Raw genomic sequence first — 17,439 nt, 5'->3', positions numbered from 1 at the left:
ATTGGCAGGGCAAGTGATCGTTGGATTCTCGTTGTCATTGACCGTCACAGTGAAGGTGCAATTGACAGCGTTGCCGGATGGATCGGTTGCGGTAGCGGTCACGCTGCCGGTTCCGACTGCAAACACGCTGCCCGGGTAGCTCCCGTGGCGCTGCAGTTATCAGCAGCGGTAGCGGTGTAGCCTACACTGCGCTGCAAAGACCTGCGTCATTGCTTACCGTGATGTTGGCTGGGCAGGTGATCGTCGGATTGATGTTGTCCTGAACGGTGATCGTGGCAGTGCAGGTGCTGCTGTTGCCATGAATGTCAAAGACGGTCAATACGACGGTGTTGGCACCGGTATTGGCGCAGTTGAAGCTGCTGTTGTTCAGGGCGTAGCTGGCAATGCCGCAGTTGTCGCTGCTGCCGTTGTTCACGTCTCCCGTGGTGATGCTGCCTGCGCCGTTGGCGTCCAATTGCACGGTTAAATTCTGGCAGTTGGCCACAGGTGCCTCGTTGTCATTGACCGTCACGGTGAAGCTGCAGCGCTGTGTTGCCGTGGATGTCAGTCGTCAAGGCGTTGACGGTGCTGGTTCCGACTGCATGTGCTGCCGCTCGCAGGCGTTCGACAATCGAGGCGATGCCGCAATTGTCAGTTGCCGTTGCGCCAGCTGACCAAGCGCTGCAGTTGCCTCATCATTGTTGACAGTGATATTGGCGGGCAAGTGATCGTTGGATCTCGTGTCGTTGACCGTCAGAGGTGCTGAAGCGTGCCCTGGTGCGGTAGCGGTAGCGTCCGACCAACCTGCCGTGTAGTGTGGGTGGCCCCGGCTGAAGCTGGTTGTGGCTGGGCAGGTGATCGTCGATGTTCCTGAACGGGATCCGGCGTTGCTGTGCCATGAATGTCAGGCGGTCGTGATGAAGTGCGTGTCGGCTCGGGCGGCGGCGAGCGGGGGGGGGGGGGTGGGGGAACCGTTCCTGGGAGGCCCGCCAAGCGGTGGGGGTGCCGCGTGGCCAGGGCAAACCCCGGTTTGACCCGCAGAGCCCGACGTTAGAGTGACGTGACCCGTTAGCTGCGTTGCCTGCGAACCCGGAATAGGTTGGCGAAGCTCCGGGAGCAGTAATATTCGCCCAAGTAGTTCCACCATTCGTGCTGACCTGCCACTGATAGGCGATCGTATTTACCGTGGTGGTGCCAAGTGTCGTAGCAGGGGATGTAGGCAGGGAAGTCGCAGTGACGACGGAAGTGTGTTCCCGCCAAGAGCTACAAGCCTGTTAGGAGGACTTCCAGCATTCACGTTCACGCCTTGCAGATTCTTACGATATCCTTGCGTCGTAGACGCTGGGAAGGTAGAATAACGGAAATTTCCGATAAGTCCAGCGGAATTCACAAGACCGTTCGCATTCGCAGTACCAGCAAGTAAGGTAGGAATACCTGTTCCATAAATGCCTCCATCCCCAGCATCGGCATTAGGGTTATTGTAGGCTTCATTTGCATCGGAACATCCGTCATTGTCTGAATCCAAATCGACAATATTCATCAAACCATCGCCGTCGGTATCGCAGGTAAAGCTCGGGAAATTAGCACCGAAGAAGAAATTGACATAGTTCTCGTTGTTGAGATAAGAGAACGTAATGCTAGAGAAAGTACCATTGAGCTGGATAAGGGTATATCCTTCCAAACCGGTGATTTGGGTTGGAGAATTCTGCACTACAGCCGTGGACCATAGAACAGTAATCGGAACGGTGAAGTTGACCCCAACTGAAATACTTCCACTACCGATCGAAGCGAAGCCAAGATGGGGTTCACCATCGGAGATGCGAAAGTAATTGTGTTGGTACTCGTAAGAAGATTGCGAATGACTCCCTGGTTTGGAATTCCATAGCTAGTAGGGAATGTCCCGTAAGCAAAAATGGAAGGGCTTGTAAATACCTGCTGGCTGGAGGTATAAGTGTAATTGATGCCATTGATGGTACCTTGCCGTGTTAACTCCTGTTACCGTAGGTGGATTGGACCAGAAGAATGTTCCTGGGCACTCAGTGGAGTCGGTGATGCCGTCGTTGTCGTCGTCGAAATCGCAAATGTTCAACAAACCATCCGCGTCAGTGTCCAAGGTACTTGTTGGCGTCACTGCGACATTGAAGGAGCAAGAGGCAGTTTGGCCATTGGCAGCGGTCACTATGAACGTGTTCGTCGTGTTGCCAAACGGGAACGTCGTACCACTTGGTAGTCCTGCAGTCTGCACAGTGGTAGCTCCTGGACAATTGTCGGAGCTCGCAACAGCGTAGCTAACCAGCGCACTGCAGCTGCCTAGGTCGTTATTGACCGTGATGTTGGCGGGGCAAGTGATCGTCGGACTCTGGGCATCCACCACGGTCACAACATAAGAGCATGCACTCTGATTGCCTGCGGCATCCACCACGACAAAATCATTCGTGGTCGTACCTACGGGAAAAAGAGAGCCGCTGGTCAAACCGGCTGTCTGGCTGAGCGTCTGTCCGGGGCAATTGTCGGAAGTTGAAACTGCATAGGAGACCACAGCACCGCAAACGCCATTGTTGCTGTTGAGTGTGACCCCAGCTGGGCAATTCACCACTGGAGCCTCAACATCGACGACGGTTACGACAAAGGAACACTCGGTTGTATTGCCAGAGGCGTCCGTTGCGAGGAACGTATTCGTCGTAGCGCCAACGGGATAGGTACTTCCAGAAGGCAGACCAGCTGTTTGGACGAAGCTGAATCCTGGACAGTTGTCGGTGACCTCATTATCGAATTCATGCAAGGCACCGCAGATTCCTGGCTCATTTGCCAACGTGACGTCGTTGTCAAATGAATTGTGATTCGGACCCGAAATCAAACCGCCGCTGCCACATGTTACTATAGGGGCTTCGTTGTCGATGACCGTGACCACAAAACTGCAGGTTGACGTGCGTCCGGATCCATCCGTTGCACGGAATGTGACAGAGGAATTGCCTACCGGAAAAGCTGATCCCGAAGGGCTTCCGCTTGTCTGTACAACCGAGACCGTACCGCAATTGTCCGTTGCCGTTGCACCAAAAGTTACAACCGAGCTACAGAGGCCTGGAGCATTGTTCACAGTGATATTGCCAGGGCAGTTGATCACTGGATTGGTGAGATCGGGGGTCGTGCCCACCGTGGCAGTGGCTGTCGCTGTACATCCCACGGAGGTCACAGTAACCGAATAAGTACCTGCAGGTACGTTGCTCAAGTCTTGTGTGGTCGCACCGTTACTCCATATATATGTGACTGCGCCACCTGCGCCAGCAACGCTTAAGTCGACAGATCCAGTTGCCGTGCCCGGGCAGCTTGCCGGGGTAGTGCTGGCAATCGAGGCCGTGAGGTTGCAACAGCTACCGACATTTACGGTGATCACCTCAGTAACAGAACCAACGGGAAAACCATTGTCGGTCGCAGTCAGGCTGATCGTATGGGTTCCTTGGTTGCAAGGTGCACCGGTGATTGTAATCGTTGTAGTTGAAGTTGCTCCACTTGTAGAGCTGACAGTCGTGTTGCAAAGTCCGCCAGTATTGACCACGGTGGATACAGTCTGATTGACTTCAGGCGCGATAAAAGTCACTGGAAAGGTCAGCGTCTGACCACAAGCAATGTTGACGGTATTGTTGGATGGAATCGTACTCGTGGTTGGAGGAATATTCCCGGAGTTGCTTACGTTGAAGCAGGTACACTGATCGTCAAGGTAATTAATACCATCTGTCGCGCCGCCTGGGCCATCATAGGCAGAAGAATTCACACCAAAACGACCGATTTGAATATAGTCAATGCTGTTGCCTTGATTGATGCCCACGGTAGAAGGCGTACCACCAAAACCTGCAGATCCGCCAGATGCATCACCAGTCGTCCATTGCATATCACCGTAGTGAAAGCAAACGTTCTGACCAAGACCGATTAAAGGATCATTATTCGTGCCAATGATACATTGAAAGGTGTTAAGTTTCTCAATATGCTGACTATAATAGCCGACACCATTCCAAGTGACAATCAAATTTGTCGGATTCACCTTGTAGTAAATCATTCCGCCCGTGCGCGTATCGACGTCTGCCCAAAATGGCGCGACCATCGGAACGTTGAAGGGGAAACCCGAAGCGCTATAGACACCGTAAGGGCCTGTAAACGTTAGGTTTCCATTGGTGTTGATCCACACTTGGTTGTAATTTGTGCCATATAAACTAAATGTAAATGGCAATGCGATGGGACCAAAAGACCCATCGTCGTTCCTTGGAATGGACGTGAAACTACCATCCACCGGCACAAAGCAAGCAGGAAGGTTAGCCGAAGGATTTTCAAGATCCCCCACCCTTGCCGCACTCAATGGATTTACAGTTTCTGAAAGGGTTTTCGGGTTCCCTGTTCTGGTGTTTGACCCTTCCGGAGTTTGGAAAGCCTGCACTGTTTGCCGCTTCTGGAGGTCGTAGTTCCTGACCAGCACCGAGGGGTCGGTGACCGTCTGCGCTGAGACCAATCGAGGTAGACAACTCAATGCCCATGTCGTTCCAACCATCAAGGCGAATAACATGACTTGAATTTTTCTAATTTTCATAGTGGTTAAATTGAATCAATGACTGAAAACAAAGAACATCACCCTTGAATCAAGCACCGGCAGAATTCTAAATCAGATTTCTTCTATCTTTCTCCGTTACAGGTTCTCGGTCGATCGAAAGGAATCTTGCCAGACACCATTCGACACACAAAGTAATAAAAATCCTACACAAAAATAACACTCCAATGAATGATTTTTTTATAAAACAGAAGCCTAAAAGGGTAAGATTTAAGGCAAAATTGAGGCATACAATCTCGCAAAATTCTATGAACCAATTATTTAACAAATTGGAGGAGAATCGAGAATTTTATCCAAAAAACTTACATATAATCTCTTCGATTCTCATTTTTATTATCCATAACGGTAACCTATAGCCAGGAAGGACAAAAAGGCTTATCCCTCGCCGATACCTCCCAAAAAGAATTTAGCAACCAATGCAACCATTTGCCCCTATCTTCGGTCTACTTTTGGCTTTGGTAAATGAAATCGAATCCTTCCCTTATGATAAAAACATTGACATCTTTTTTGGTTCTGCTCCTATTTACTTTTGCTGCTTCCGCACAACCCATCGTTTCCAAAAACATTTCCCTCGTCAGCCATATTCCCTACAACGACATCTGCTCTGATGTCGAGGTCTATACCGATGCCGGCGTGGAATACGCGATCCTTGGACATGAATTCGGAACGAGCATTATCTCGCTTGCCAACCCGGCGAGCCCCGCGGTTTTGTTTGAAATCCCGGCTCAGGCGCCGATTATGTGGCATGAAGTTGCTGTTTATCAGCACTATGCCTATATCACCAATGAAGGCGGCGCTGGGTTGCGGATCATTGACCTTGGAAATTTGCCCACCTCGGTAGCGCACATCGACACGGTCATCGACGGCATGACCTCACAACACACCCTGATGATCGAAGGTGATCGCCTCTACATTTTTGGGGCGAACATTGACAATGGTGGCGTGAGCATTTATTCGCTTGCAGATCCATGGCGCCCGAGCAGGCTCGGCGCTTACGACGGTCAATATGTGCACGATGCCTACGTCCGCAACGATACTGCCTATCTCGGCGAAATTTACCAAGGGTTCATGCACATGGTGGACCTTGGCAATCCGACAAATCCTGTCTCGATTGGACAGGTCTTGACCCCGGACCAATTCACCCACAACACTTGGCTCAACGATGCCGGTAACATCTGCTTCACCACAGACGAGGTCGACGCGGCCTACGTCGCAGCCTACGACATTTCCAATCCCGCCAATATTTTTGAAGTCGGCAGGTACCGCTCAAGCTTGAGCGGCGGGCAATCCATCCCTCACAATGTCAAGGTGCTCAACGACTTTCTTGTGCTCGCCTACTACAAGGACGGCGTCAACATCGTGGACGCTGCACGTCCCCACAACATGATCGAAGTCGGTTATTTTGATACCAATCCCTTGTCGGGACCGGGTTTTGACGGGGTTTGGGGGCTGGAATGCTTCTCTCCGAGCGGACGCATCTATGCAGCGGACATGAGCCAAGGATTCTGGGTTCTCAATCCGACATACAAACGTGCCTGCTACCTCGAAGGGACTGTAACGGATTTCTCAAACGGCAATCCGCTTACAAATGCGTCCATCACGATTCTCGGCACACCTTCTTCCGATCTCTCCTCCAACTTTGGTGAATATGCCACGGGCGTAGCCGATTCAGGTACCTACACCATTCGCTACGCAAAATACGGCTACAGAGACACCACGATTACGGCATTGCTGGATCACGGCGTTCTCACGTTGCGCAACATCGCCTTGGTTCCCAATCCCAGAGTCGCCATGACGGTGAATGTCATTGAGACCGGCACAGGCAATCCTGTAGCCAATGCAGGTGTTGTCTTCCAGGAAGTTACAAGTGGAATTCCAACCACATACACCACCAATACCCAAGGGCAACTGGTCGACAACAACTTCATGGCCTCCGACTATCACTTGATCGTCGGGCATTGGGGTCATCAGACGGTACAAATTGACACCAATATCACCGCCTCAACCAACACGATTACCGTCTCTATTCCAAAGGGATACTACGATGATTTCACATTTGACTTTGGTTGGACTACCTCTGGAACGGCCCAATCTGGTCAATGGGAACGTGGCGAACCCGTCGGAACACCCTTTTTCAACATTTTCTGCAATCCAGAAGTAGATGACAGCACCGACTTTGGCAACGAATGTTATGTCACTGGCAACCAAGGTGGTGACGCAAACTTCAACGATGTGGATCAAGGCGTTACCGTGCTCACTTCTCCTGTGATGGACCTCAGTGGCTACACCAACCCCTGGCTCATTTTTGATTATTGGTTTATCAGCATTTCCAATTCGGGGCAAAATGGTTTCAAGGACAGTCTGTCTGTTTACCTCAACAATGGCACAACCCGCCAACGTGTTTGGTACCTGAAAGACAGGCAGTTTCCAGTATGGCAGACGGATACGATTCAAATTGCATCATTCTTACCCTTCACGAGCACGATGACCGTTGAGGTGCGCTGCAGCGACAACGTTTCGGACCAAATCGTAGAAGGTGCGATTGACAAAATCCGGATCGAAGACCAGAGTTTTGTCGGGCAAGCTCACGGCACCCCAGACGTTGAGCTTCTGAAGGCATTCCCGAATCCTTCCAACGGGTCGATTTCATTGGAATATGACCTTCAGGGATTACAGGATGGGGTGATCAGTATTTTGGATCTCAACGGCCGATTGGTCAGTCAATATTCCCTCCATAACGCCAAAGGCGTGCTGAAAGTAGATCTTGCGCTCAAAACGGGGATGTATTTTGCAGTTTTGGAAGCTGGCGGATCAAGGTTGGCGACGCAAAAATTGGTGCGCTTCTAACTAAGGCGCTGACGATCGCAAAGGGCTGGCATATCAATTGTCAGCCCTTTGCTTTTTTTGCCCCGTCCGCTAGCAGACATTTAGAAGCGCAAGGGCGTTAGAATCCCGTCATTCGTAGTAAATTGCTCCTTGGTAGGTTGGAAAATTGTAAAAACAACAACGACAGGATGAGAAAATATTTAATGATGTTGGCTGCCTTGCTTCTGGTAACAGGCACAATTTGGGGCCAAGCGTCCAAAAACATGAGTTTGATCGGCCATTTGACATTTCCAGATGACCTTGCAGATGTGGTTGGCTACAAAGCCGGCAATACCGAGTACGCATTTGTCGGCCATGAAAGTGGCGTGGGAATCGTTTCTTTGGCCAATCCTGCGAATCCCGTTTTGCTTCAGGATTTGCCTGGTATCAACACCATCTGGCGCGAGCTCGATGTCTACCAAAACTACCTCTACATCGTCAACGAAGGCGGCGATGGCCTGCGCATCGTGAATTTGGCCAACCTTCCCGGAACAGTCACATACAAAGACACCGTGATCAACGGCATGGAAACAGGCCATACGCTGATGGTGGATGGTACACGCCTTTATGTATATGGTGCAGACATTGACAATGGCGGCGTAAGCATTTTTTCATTGGCAAATCCTTGGAAACCAACACATATCGGACAATTCACAACACGCTATGTACACGACGCTTATGTGCGTAACGGGGTTGCCTATCTGGGTGAGATCAATGATGGTTTCATGGAAATTGTGAACCTCACCAATGCATCCAACCCCGTTTCCTTAGGCAGCGTCACAACACCCAGCAATTTCACCCACAACACTTGGCTCAATGCAGCAGGGGATGTTTGTTTTACCACCGACGAAGTAAATGCAGCATTTGTTGCTGCCTATGATATTACCAATCCGGCAAACATTGTGGAAATTGACCGCGTACGCAGCAGCCTGAGCGCAGGCCAAGCCATTCCACACAACGTTAAAGTGCTCAACGAATACCTTGTCACCGCCTATTACAAGGACGGCGTGCAGGTGGTCGACGCTTCGCGTCCACACAACTTGATCGAAACCGGCTATTATGATACCAATCCGCAAAGCGGAGGCGGATTTGACGGCGTTTGGGGAAGCGATCCCTACCTTCCAAGCGGGCTGGTGTTGGCAAGCGACATGAGCGAGGGCCTGTTTGTTCTCGGTTCTACCTATACCCGTGGATGTTACCTTGAAGGTCAAGTTACTGACTTTGCAACGGGTTTCCCCATTAACGGAGCTTCAATTACCATCCAATCCACATCGATCGTGGACGCAAGCAACGCCACAGGCGACTATGCAACAGGCGTAGCCGATGCCGGAACCTATTCTGTGACTTATTCCAAGTTTGGTTACCAAGATTCCACCATTTCAGTCGCTTTGACGAATGGTGTTTTGGTAACCGCCAACATTCCCTTGCGCCCGCTCAACCGCGTGAGCGTCACGGTCAATGTCATCGAACTCGGGACGGGCAATCCGATTCCCAATGCAAAAGTCGTCTTCAATGAAATTTCCGGAGCAAGCCAAACACCTTACACGGCCAACGGCAGCGGACAGGTTGTCGATCCCAATTTTATTGCCGGCAATTACAATGTCATTGGTGGCAAATGGGGCTGGGTGACGCGACAGGTGGTGGTGAATGCGACGCAGTCCGTCAATACGATCACGATTGAGTTGCCCAAAGGCTACTACGACGATTTTGCACTCGACTTTGGATGGGCCACGCAGAGCAATGCCAATTCAGGGGATTGGGTTCGCGAGGAACCGGTCGGAACGTTTGGTTTTGGAAACCAAGAGTTTAATCCAGAAGAAGATATCAATGGCGACATCAGCGACCTCTGTTTCGTGACCGGTAACGGTGGCGGACAAATCGGCGATGACGATGTCGATGCAGGCGAAGTTACCCTGATTTCACCGACGATGGATTTGACGACCTACAATACGCCGGTTTTGCGCTACCATCGTTGGTTTGCAAATGGCGGTGGCAACGGCAATCCCAACGACAGCTTGATCGTCGAAATCAGCAATGGACAGTCCACCGTGGTGTTGAAGCGTGTGTTTGGCCTGTTTTCCAATTTCTGGCAGCAAGACAGCTTTGTGGTGAGCAACTATATCACGTTGACCGCCAACATGGAAGTGCGTTTCATCGCAGGGGATTATCCTCAAGGTAACGTCGTCGAAGGCGGTGTGGACGGTTTTGATGTCGTCGATCGTGGCGCCGTCGCAGTCAACAGCCCGTTTGACAGCAACGTGCTCCTCTCCGTGTTCCCAAATCCGATGACGGCACAATCAATGGTCCGCTTCGAATTGGCTCAGACAGAGGTCGCAACCGCATTCGAATTGCGCGATGTGCTCGGGAAGCTGGTGTTTACAAAGGAATTGAACCAAGCTGCCGGACAGTTTGAAATGCCAATTGACCTTCCAACGGGAGCATACTTCGGTTCCTTGCTGTCGAATGGACAAGTGGTCAAGACCACCAAGGTGCTGAAATAATCTGGCTTTAAAGCTGGAAAATAGCTTTGCCAATTGCGAACGGCGCAAACAGGTGAAGCGATGGTTCGAAGCTTAACGAATGGGGCGCTCCAACATGATTTGTTAGAGCGCCCTTTCATTATTGCAATCCGCTTTTTGGTAAAACTGCCTTCATCAAGACAACCCGTTCCCGGTCATCGGCATGAGTATCAAAACTTGTCGTCCAAACCACTTCGCGTGAATTGTCCAACACCAATACGTTGATACCGCGGTTGTTGAGGCTGCATTCGCGGCCGTCGAGCAGGATAGTTGCAAAGTTTCCTACAAATAATCCTGCAGAAACTACCCGTACTTTCTTGAGCCCTTGGGCGACGTATTCTTGCTTTTCAGGGCCCCATTGCTCGTGGATCAACTTCCCACCTCTGATATGTCCAATATAACTTTCCCGCAACTTAACGCTGTCAAACTGCGAATGGATCGATTGTAGATAGGCTCTTGTTTCCAATGCAGGTCCCGTTGTTGCATCGTCTTTTCCAGCAAGGAAAATTTCATGCTGCGAATTTGCCTTCAGAAAGTCTCCCAGACAAAGCCGCACAAAGGAAAGGCTGTCGATGACAATTCCAGGAATTTCCCTGACCTCGGAGAGTTGGTTGGAGGAAAACCAAAATTCCTTTTCGCCAGAAGATTCCAAGGCATACAAGGAATTGTACAACGTTTGTTGCTTGCCAAAATGGTCTTGGCGGTTCCACCTGGAGAAACATTGCCGCACATTTGGATCGGGTGGGCCGTAAAGCATCGAGACACCATTCGGTAAACGCCCGGCAAGTTGCAGTATTTGCAATTCCAGCGCTGTCTCCTGGGCCAATTTCGCGCGTTGGTACTCGGAGGCCAGAAATTGGGGATGACGCCAGTCCCAGCGGCGTGTTTTCCAGTTCTGATCGATGTTGGGATTGTCATTCCATGCTTGCGTCTCGAGGTTGTTGAGCCCTTGGAAGGTATGGATATACACTCCGATTCCGCTCAAAAACACAAAACTTGCCGCCAATCCCGTTCGCAATTTGGGAGGCATTTCCGGCAAATGTTTGGCCATCATCAACAAGACCACCGCAAACCCCGGGATCATTTCGGTAAAAAAACGGGGGCCGAATGTCCACCCAGCCCAAGGCGACTGCGAGCGGAGCAACAAAATCGTATGGAAGATCAGCCAAACCCAAACCAACAAATGCAAGGGTTGAAAGCGAACCTTTTTCATCGCCCAAGCGCCAAAAAGAAGCAAAAGGACTGGTGTGAAGGACCAAAGTCCTCTCGCAGGCCCAAACCACAAGGGAAGCAAATGCTCGATGAATCCTTTCCCAGGCCTCCAAAGCCGCGGGTCATAGTAGCGCGGCAAAATCATATGGAATTCGAGCCAAGACCAGAGCAGAAACAAAAGGAACAATCCGCCCGAAACTGCGAGGGTCCAAGGGAGTGACTTACGGTCGCGCCAAGCAAGATACCCGATCACCGGCAAGATCAAGGCCGCGGATGTCGGTCGGCAGAGATAAGCCGCAAAAAGGAGGAATCCGACCCAAGCCCCACGGATTTTCGTGCGTTTTCCTTGCTCCCATTCCGCCAGTTCCAGGATAACCAACATCGTGAACAATGTTTGGAAGTTTTGGCTCCACAATGCTGTCCCCAATGTGCTGGTAAACGTCGTGCCAAAAAAGATGCCCAAGGAAAACAGCAAAGCTGCCCATTCGCCGAGAAAAAGGTTGGAAAGCCGGAAAAGCAAGAGGAAAATTGCCACACATAAAATGGCTGCAATCCCGATTTGCATTGACGTATCGTCAGCGATCACCGCCGGATTCATCCCCAAAGCCCAGCCGATCCACACAAAGGGAATGCTGAAAATCGGCGTACCCACGGGATAATCGTAGTAAAAATGTCCGGCATCGCCCGAACGGAAGATCATCCAGTTGTGGCCGTTGTTCAGCGCCTCAAGGTCGAGTTCATTCACGTAGGCATCCATCCGCAGGTTTCCCTGCTCAAGGAGTGCCGTCGTGGCCAGCAAGGAATAACGCGCATCGCCCTCGGTGTACCGAACGGTTCCCGACATCACGACCACAAAAACCAACAACGCCGACAACCACATGGCCCAGCGGGCGATTGAAATTTCAAAAGGCTGCATCAGCGGCGTAGATGTACTCGAATTTTCCAATTGCATCGTCTTGGTCGGAAAAATAAGCAACTCGCGCATCACTTCGACGGCCTGACCAACAAAACCGCCATGGATCGCCTCAGATTTTGAAGTTCAATTTTCTAGGACATACAATCGAATCGTCGAATGGGTACTTCAAGCGCCGATCACGTTGACTTCCCGCTCCAGCGCGATCCCGAATTTCTGCAGAACATCGGCCATAATCTCCGAGGAGAGGGCCAAAATTTCCTCGCCCTTTGCACCGCCGTAATTGACGAGCACCAAAGCCTGCTGCGCATGGACGCCGTAGTTGTCAAAACGCCTGCCCTTCCATCCGGCCTGCTCGATCAACCAACCCGCAGGGATTTTGACCGTTTCCTGATCGATGACATAACCCGGCGCCGAAGGGAATTTTAACTTCAACACATCAAACTGGGCTTTGGGAATCTCGGGATTCTTGAAAAAACTGCCCGCATTGCCGATTTGCGCCGGATCCGGAAGTTTGCTTTGGCGAATGGCAATCACGGCGTTGCTCACATCCCGAATCGTCGGGGCGGTGACGCCAGCCTTGGCCAATTCGTCTTTGATCGCTCCGTAGTCGAGGTTCAAATTATGGGGCGCTTTTTGAAGCCGAAAAACAACCTCGACAATCATAAACTGACCGCGGTAATCACGTTTGAAGACCGAGTCCCGGTATCCGAATTGGCATTCTTCAAGGGAAAAAATACGCTCCTCCCCTGTTTCCAGGTGGATGGCCCGCAGTTGCAGGAACAAATCCTTGATTTCGACGCCGTAGGCGCCAATATTCTGGATCGGCGAGGCCCCGACATTCCCCGGGATCAAGGATAGATTCTCCATTCCGCCCCAACCGTTGTCCAATGCCGTCAAGACCCATTCGTGCCAATTTTCACCTCCCGCAACGGCGACATCCACCGTAGTATCGTCCTCTCGCAAGACCGCATACCCCTTGATTTGGTTGTGGATGACCAATCCGGGAATATCGCCGACGAGCAACATATTGGACCCACCTCCCAAAACGAACTTGGGCATCCCCTTGATTTCTGGTTGGTGCAGGAGCGTCCCCAATTGCGCAACGGTGCGAACGGTCACAAAATTTTGCGCAAAAGCCTCCAAACCAAAGGTATTGAAGGCCTTCAAAGAAACATGCTGCCGGATTTCAGGGAGGGATGCGTTGGGAATCATGGGACAAATCTAATGCGCGGGTTGCTTTTGGAAGAATAAAACGAAGTTCATTGTGCATTTACCCAAGCCAACAACCCTTCATAGTAGGCATCGGCGACCTCCCGAATGCGGTTGGGCAAGGGCGTGGTCATCCCGGGCAATACGAAATCCTTGGCATTGAGCTGCTTGGCCTCCACGATATTGTCTTGGTAAAGGCTTTCGCCAAAACAAAGGGTGCCATGAATCAAGCGCGTCAATTGCAAGTTGCGGGCAAATACGCCCTTGGCTTCGGTTCGCAAGGATGCATTCTTCAGGTACAGGAGCCGTTCGTCCCATTCCATTACGGGAACGCCTAACCGACGTTCGTGAGCCTCCACCACGTATTTACAGAGCGATTGGGAACGTGCGAGATCGTCAGTGAGCAGCTTGGCAGCAAAGGCAATGCGGTCTTCCGGTTCCTTCAATTCGCCTTTCATGAAACTTCCGGGAATGAAGGCCATGCAGTAGTTTTCGGGGATGCCCAATCGGTAGCCGTCGTTGTTGGCATTGTTGCTTTCACCGACATTGTAATGAATGATCAGGGTCGCATGGGGCTTGAAAGCATTGATGAGGCGGGCGCGTTCCAGGAATTCAGCTTTCAGAAAGGGAATTCGATGGACATGTGCCAAGGTGGCTTTGGTTCGCCACCAAATCGCGTCTTTGCCTTCCAATTCATAGTCACGAATGTAGTTTTCGGCGGCGCATTTCACCCTCCACGCTGCAGAGTCACTCCTGTTGATGGCCATATTTCGGGAGCTGAGGTAGGATTCGTAGGCATTGACCTGCCAATCGAGCCACGTTTCAAATGAGACACCAAAGGCATTGAGGCCTTCCTTTTCACGGGTGAGCAACACTTCGGCGCCGGCTGCGCGGAGCTTTTCTGCCAAAATGAGGGCGGTACCCAAGGCAAGGTTGCCTTCACAAAATCCGATTTCTTCAGGTATACCATTCGTTGGATCGGCATGGATGAGCACATACTTTTCCTCCATCGTCTTGGCGTATTCCATTTTTCCGCCGACGTGCCCCGGATCCAAGGCAATTCGCATTCCCGCCAAAGGCTTGTCAATATTTTGCTGCGGAATAAACGGCAGTGGCGGTTCAGGAATGTGAAGAAACTGCCTTGGGTCCCAATGATTCTGTCCTTTGGCCGTATAGAGCGCAACGAAGGAGTCGATGGGCATTGCACGCAACAACTTCCTGAAAGTCGAGACTTCATCCCAATAGATCACGGCTTCGGGCACGCGGTCAGGATTGAGCGTGTCGACATCAAACATCTCCAAGCCGCGTGCGGTGATGTCAAATTGATTTTGGAGGCTGCTGTCCTTGACCATGTAAGCGGATGCCCGCGCCCGCGTCAGGCGCTCCTGCTCGCTCGGTTCACGGTTGCATGCCCACGCGAGGGACACCGCAAAAAAGCCGAGGAACACGGCCAAAATGGAAAGTGGAAGGCGGCGAAGGTGCTTCATGCTGCGGAATTACGTACTTTGGCGGGAGATGGCAACAGCAGCTCATCCACCACAGGTCCGAAAGGTCAAAAAAATGCGCATTTTTCTGGGCATCTTGCTCGGGATCATGCTCCTCGCTGCCATTTTCTACCGCCAAATTTTGCGGGAAATCGGTAATTTCCTCATTGTTCAAGACGAACTCACCCAAGTTGATGCGATGTTTGTACTCTCGGGGAATTCTTTTGACCGAGGACGTGAGGCAGCAGTCCTTTACAAGCAAGGATGGTCTCCAAAAGTGGTTTGTCTGGGCGGGGAAACCAATCCTTCCCTCGAACTGTATGGCATTTGCGACCTCAGTTTTGAAGCGACACGCAGGGTTTTGCAGGAAAACGGAGTCCCGATCGCGGCCATTGACAGTTTGGCAGAGGGGACAAGCACATTCGAAGAATTTGAAGCCATTACCCGCTATTGCAAATCCCGGAAACTGGACAAGATCATGGTGGTCTCCTCCCTGTTTCATACGCGCAGGATCGACGAATTTTTTCGCATGCGTTTGAAATTTGAAGGCATCGATCTGATTTTGCGCGGGGCGGATGAAAATGCATTTGAGGAGGAAGCTTGGTGGAAAGAGGAGCCCGGGTTGTTGTTTGTGAACAGTGAATACATCAAGCTTTTCTATTATTGGCTGAAATTCTGACGCCATGCTGCCCGTTGTACGAGCGACCTAGATGACTTAACTTTGCCCCATGACCCATCAGCATGATCATTTGCAGCAGTTGCTCCGCACCCACGACATCCGTCATACGGACGGAAGGATGGCGATTTTGGAGCATTTTGACCATGTTGGGCATGCCCTTTCACAACCTGATCTGGAGAAAGCGCTTGGCGAACAATTTGACCGGGTCACCATTTACCGGACGCTGACGCTGTATTTGGAAAAAGGGATTTTACACAAAGTGCTCGATGATTCCGGCGCAATGAAGTATGCGCTTTGTCCTGATACGTGCGGCACACACGACCATCAGCATGAGCATGTCCATTTTAAGTGCCTGCGATGCGGAAATACAAGCTGTATCGAGGATTTGGAAGTCCCACGGATCGTTTTGCCCAAAGGCTACACGCTTTCAGAAGCCAATTTCTTGCTGAGCGGGGTCTGTTTGCAGTGCAATGCCGCAAAGGAGAAATTAGAAATTAGAAATTAGAAATCGTGATTGGAAAATACGCCGGATGAGCATTTTCCATTTCTAATTTCTCATTCAATCGTGCGTATGTGCGCAGCGCTTGCAGGACCGGATGTTGAGTACTTGGGCGATGGCGATGCCGATGGCCCCGGTCGAGACGAAGTAGGGCTCCAAGTTTTCCGGGGCAAAGAAAAAACCGCCTGCAATCAAGAGCGTTCCAAGTGCCAAGGCGATCACGGGTCTGATGTCGCGGTGTTGATAAATATAGGAACGGATCACACCGTAAAGTCCAAATCCGACACCAAACGCCAACAAAAGACCCTCCATCAAGTGGGAAGCCAAAAATTGCATTCCGATCAAGGGTAGAATTGAAATCAACATGGGCATCGCCGCGCAATGAATCGCGCAGGCAAGACTGAGCAAGGCACTGATGCGATTGCTGCGATTGACTCCTTTGTGGGTATGTGCGTGCATTCCGTATCTGGAGCTGCCTAAAATGCCAATGAAGATGCAACTCTGTTGCAAATGTAAGCAATGATTTCAAGAATGAAACAATGTTGCAAAAGTAAAATGCCATTTAGCGACAAATGCGAGATTGAATTTGGCCTAAATCAAAAATTCTTCCTACTTTTAGGCGTTTGTTACAACATGCAATTGAGAATGATGAGTAAGAGCTTTTCTTTTTTGCTGGCCACAATGGTGGCAGGCTTGCTTTTGGTCGGGTGCAAAGAGAAACCCGTAACTACTCCTGGAGACCTTGAAGATCCAAAGATTGTGATGACGAGCCCATTGGAGTTGCCCTATGGTGAGTATATCTCCATCACAAGCACTGACAGCTTCTTTGTTGATGTCGCGTTTAGCGATGACAAGGAACTTCGCGATTGGGAAGTCACGATCAGGTTCATGCCTGATATGAATTACCTGCGCACCAACACAGCCGCTTGGAAGGAAACTTGGTATGGCGACCTCGATGGTGTATCTGGCGGTGTAAACTTCAAGGAGTATGTGATTTATGATCCAACCGCTGGTCCCTACGAATTTACCGTCAAGGTGACCGACATGGAAGGCAAAACGGTTCAAAAGAAGACCTATTTCTTTGTAAAAAACCGTCAGGACTTGAATGGCCCAACGGTAACTTATAGCGATCCTGACACCGTGAATGTTGACACGTTCACAATCGGCAATCCGATGCATATCGCGGCCCGTGCCCAAGAAGTACCCGGTAGCCTCCTGAGCGACCTCTACCTTAGAGTGCGTGACAAGCTTACCAAAGACGTTTTGGAAGGAAGTGAAATGCGCTGGGATACTGTATTTGTCAACTCGTTTGACATTGATACCAACATTGTCATTCCTGCAGGCGCAGTTCCAGGCAACTACGAAATCGAATTGTATGCCACCGACTTCACCTTCAACGTGACGTTGGCCAAATGCGAAGTGTTCATTAAGCCCAATTAATCTGGGCTCCGATAAATTTAAGAGGAAAGCCGACCATTGA

Annotated in this window: 12 protein-coding genes and 1 pseudogene; 5 read left to right on the top strand and 8 right to left on the bottom strand. The window is 50.8% G+C overall.

Going from position 1 to position 17,439, the window contains the following annotated elements; genetic code table 11:
• Positions 1-39: 39 nt before the first annotated feature.
• The 4 genes and pseudogenes from IPN95_09350 to IPN95_09335 form a co-directional block, all read right to left on the bottom strand.
• Positions 40-156, bottom strand: a pseudogene (locus tag IPN95_09350) (HYR domain-containing protein).
• 25 nt (positions 157-181) lie between these two features.
• The gene (locus tag IPN95_09345; GenBank protein MBK9449607.1) at positions 182-511 is read right to left on the bottom strand and encodes a hypothetical protein; all 330 of its coding nucleotides are present in this window, start codon (positions 509-511) and stop codon (positions 182-184) included.
• A 648-nt stretch (positions 512-1,159) separates the two neighbouring features.
• The gene (locus IPN95_09340; protein ID MBK9449606.1) at positions 1,160-1,690 is read right to left on the bottom strand and encodes a hypothetical protein; all 531 of its coding nucleotides are present in this window, start codon (positions 1,688-1,690) and stop codon (positions 1,160-1,162) included.
• A gap of 174 nt (positions 1,691-1,864) precedes the next feature.
• Complete coding sequence (locus IPN95_09335) at positions 1,865-4,558, bottom strand: HYR domain-containing protein (protein MBK9449605.1); 2,694 nt, start codon at positions 4,556-4,558, stop codon at positions 1,865-1,867.
• A 501-nt stretch (positions 4,559-5,059) separates the two neighbouring features.
• On the opposite strand from IPN95_09335, the gene IPN95_09330 reads away from it, so the two are divergent.
• Positions 5,060-7,423, top strand: coding sequence for a choice-of-anchor B family protein (locus IPN95_09330; protein ID MBK9449604.1), 2,364 nt, complete (start codon positions 5,060-5,062; stop codon positions 7,421-7,423).
• Positions 7,424-7,590: 167 nt separating this feature from the next.
• Positions 7,591-9,942, top strand: a complete 2,352-nt coding sequence (locus IPN95_09325) for a choice-of-anchor B family protein (GenBank protein ID MBK9449603.1) — start codon at positions 7,591-7,593, stop codon at positions 9,940-9,942.
• A gap of 118 nt (positions 9,943-10,060) precedes the next feature.
• On the opposite strand, the gene IPN95_09320 is transcribed toward IPN95_09325, so the two are convergent.
• The 3 genes from IPN95_09320 to IPN95_09310 form a co-directional block, all read right to left on the bottom strand.
• Complete coding sequence (locus IPN95_09320) at positions 10,061-12,157, bottom strand: hypothetical protein (protein ID MBK9449602.1); 2,097 nt, start codon at positions 12,155-12,157, stop codon at positions 10,061-10,063.
• Positions 12,158-12,253: 96 nt separating this feature from the next.
• Positions 12,254-13,300 (bottom strand): UDP-N-acetylmuramate dehydrogenase, encoded by a 1,047-nt coding sequence (gene murB, locus IPN95_09315; GenBank protein ID MBK9449601.1) that lies wholly within the window; start codon positions 13,298-13,300, stop codon positions 12,254-12,256.
• Between the two features lie 47 nt (positions 13,301-13,347).
• Positions 13,348-14,784 carry an N-acetylmuramoyl-L-alanine amidase gene (locus tag IPN95_09310; GenBank protein ID MBK9449600.1) on the bottom strand — a complete coding sequence of 479 codons (1,437 nt, stop codon included), beginning with the start codon at positions 14,782-14,784 and terminating at the stop codon, positions 13,348-13,350.
• 73 nt (positions 14,785-14,857) lie between these two features.
• Here IPN95_09310 and IPN95_09305 point away from each other — a divergent pair, with 73 nt between their 5' ends.
• A complete protein-coding gene (locus tag IPN95_09305) occupies positions 14,858-15,460 on the top strand; it encodes a YdcF family protein (protein MBK9449599.1) in 603 nt (200 codons plus the stop codon).
• Positions 15,461-15,509: 49 nt separating this feature from the next.
• Positions 15,510-15,965 carry a transcriptional repressor gene (locus tag IPN95_09300; GenBank protein ID MBK9449598.1) on the top strand — a complete coding sequence of 152 codons (456 nt, stop codon included), beginning with the start codon at positions 15,510-15,512 and terminating at the stop codon, positions 15,963-15,965.
• 54 nt (positions 15,966-16,019) lie between these two features.
• Here IPN95_09300 and IPN95_09295 read toward each other — a convergent pair whose 3' ends face one another.
• A complete protein-coding gene (locus IPN95_09295) occupies positions 16,020-16,418 on the bottom strand; it encodes a MerC domain-containing protein (protein MBK9449597.1) in 399 nt (132 codons plus the stop codon).
• Positions 16,419-16,607: 189 nt separating this feature from the next.
• Between IPN95_09295 and IPN95_09290 the strand changes: the two genes are divergently transcribed.
• Positions 16,608-17,399 (top strand): hypothetical protein, encoded by a 792-nt coding sequence (locus tag IPN95_09290; GenBank protein MBK9449596.1) that lies wholly within the window; start codon positions 16,608-16,610, stop codon positions 17,397-17,399.
• Positions 17,400-17,439: the final 40 nt, after the last annotated feature.

The organism is Bacteroidota bacterium, from assembly GCA_016718825.1.
Classification (GTDB): Bacteria; Bacteroidota; Bacteroidia; order J057; family JADKCL01; genus JADKCL01.
This window is presented reverse-complemented; position numbering and strand designations above follow the sequence as displayed.

Bases quoted from the DNA above. Each gene is read 5' to 3' on its own strand.
- IPN95_09335 (MBK9449605.1), bottom strand. From the start codon at position 4,558: ATGAAAATTAGAAAAATTCAAGTCATGTTATTCGCCTTGATGGTTGGA.
- IPN95_09330 (MBK9449604.1), top strand. From the start codon at position 5,060: ATGATAAAAACATTGACATCTTTTTTGGTTCTGCTCCTATTTACTTTT.
- IPN95_09325 (MBK9449603.1), top strand. From the start codon at position 7,591: ATGAGAAAATATTTAATGATGTTGGCTGCCTTGCTTCTGGTAACAGGC.
- IPN95_09320 (MBK9449602.1), bottom strand. From the start codon at position 12,157: ATGCGCGAGTTGCTTATTTTTCCGACCAAGACGATGCAATTGGAAAAT.
- murB (MBK9449601.1), bottom strand. From the start codon at position 13,300: ATGATTCCCAACGCATCCCTCCCTGAAATCCGGCAGCATGTTTCTTTG.
- IPN95_09310 (MBK9449600.1), bottom strand. From the start codon at position 14,784: ATGAAGCACCTTCGCCGCCTTCCACTTTCCATTTTGGCCGTGTTCCTC.
- IPN95_09305 (MBK9449599.1), top strand. From the start codon at position 14,858: ATGCGCATTTTTCTGGGCATCTTGCTCGGGATCATGCTCCTCGCTGCC.
- IPN95_09300 (MBK9449598.1), top strand. From the start codon at position 15,510: ATGACCCATCAGCATGATCATTTGCAGCAGTTGCTCCGCACCCACGAC.
- IPN95_09295 (MBK9449597.1), bottom strand. From the start codon at position 16,418: ATGCACGCACATACCCACAAAGGAGTCAATCGCAGCAATCGCATCAGT.
- IPN95_09290 (MBK9449596.1), top strand. From the start codon at position 16,608: ATGAGTAAGAGCTTTTCTTTTTTGCTGGCCACAATGGTGGCAGGCTTG.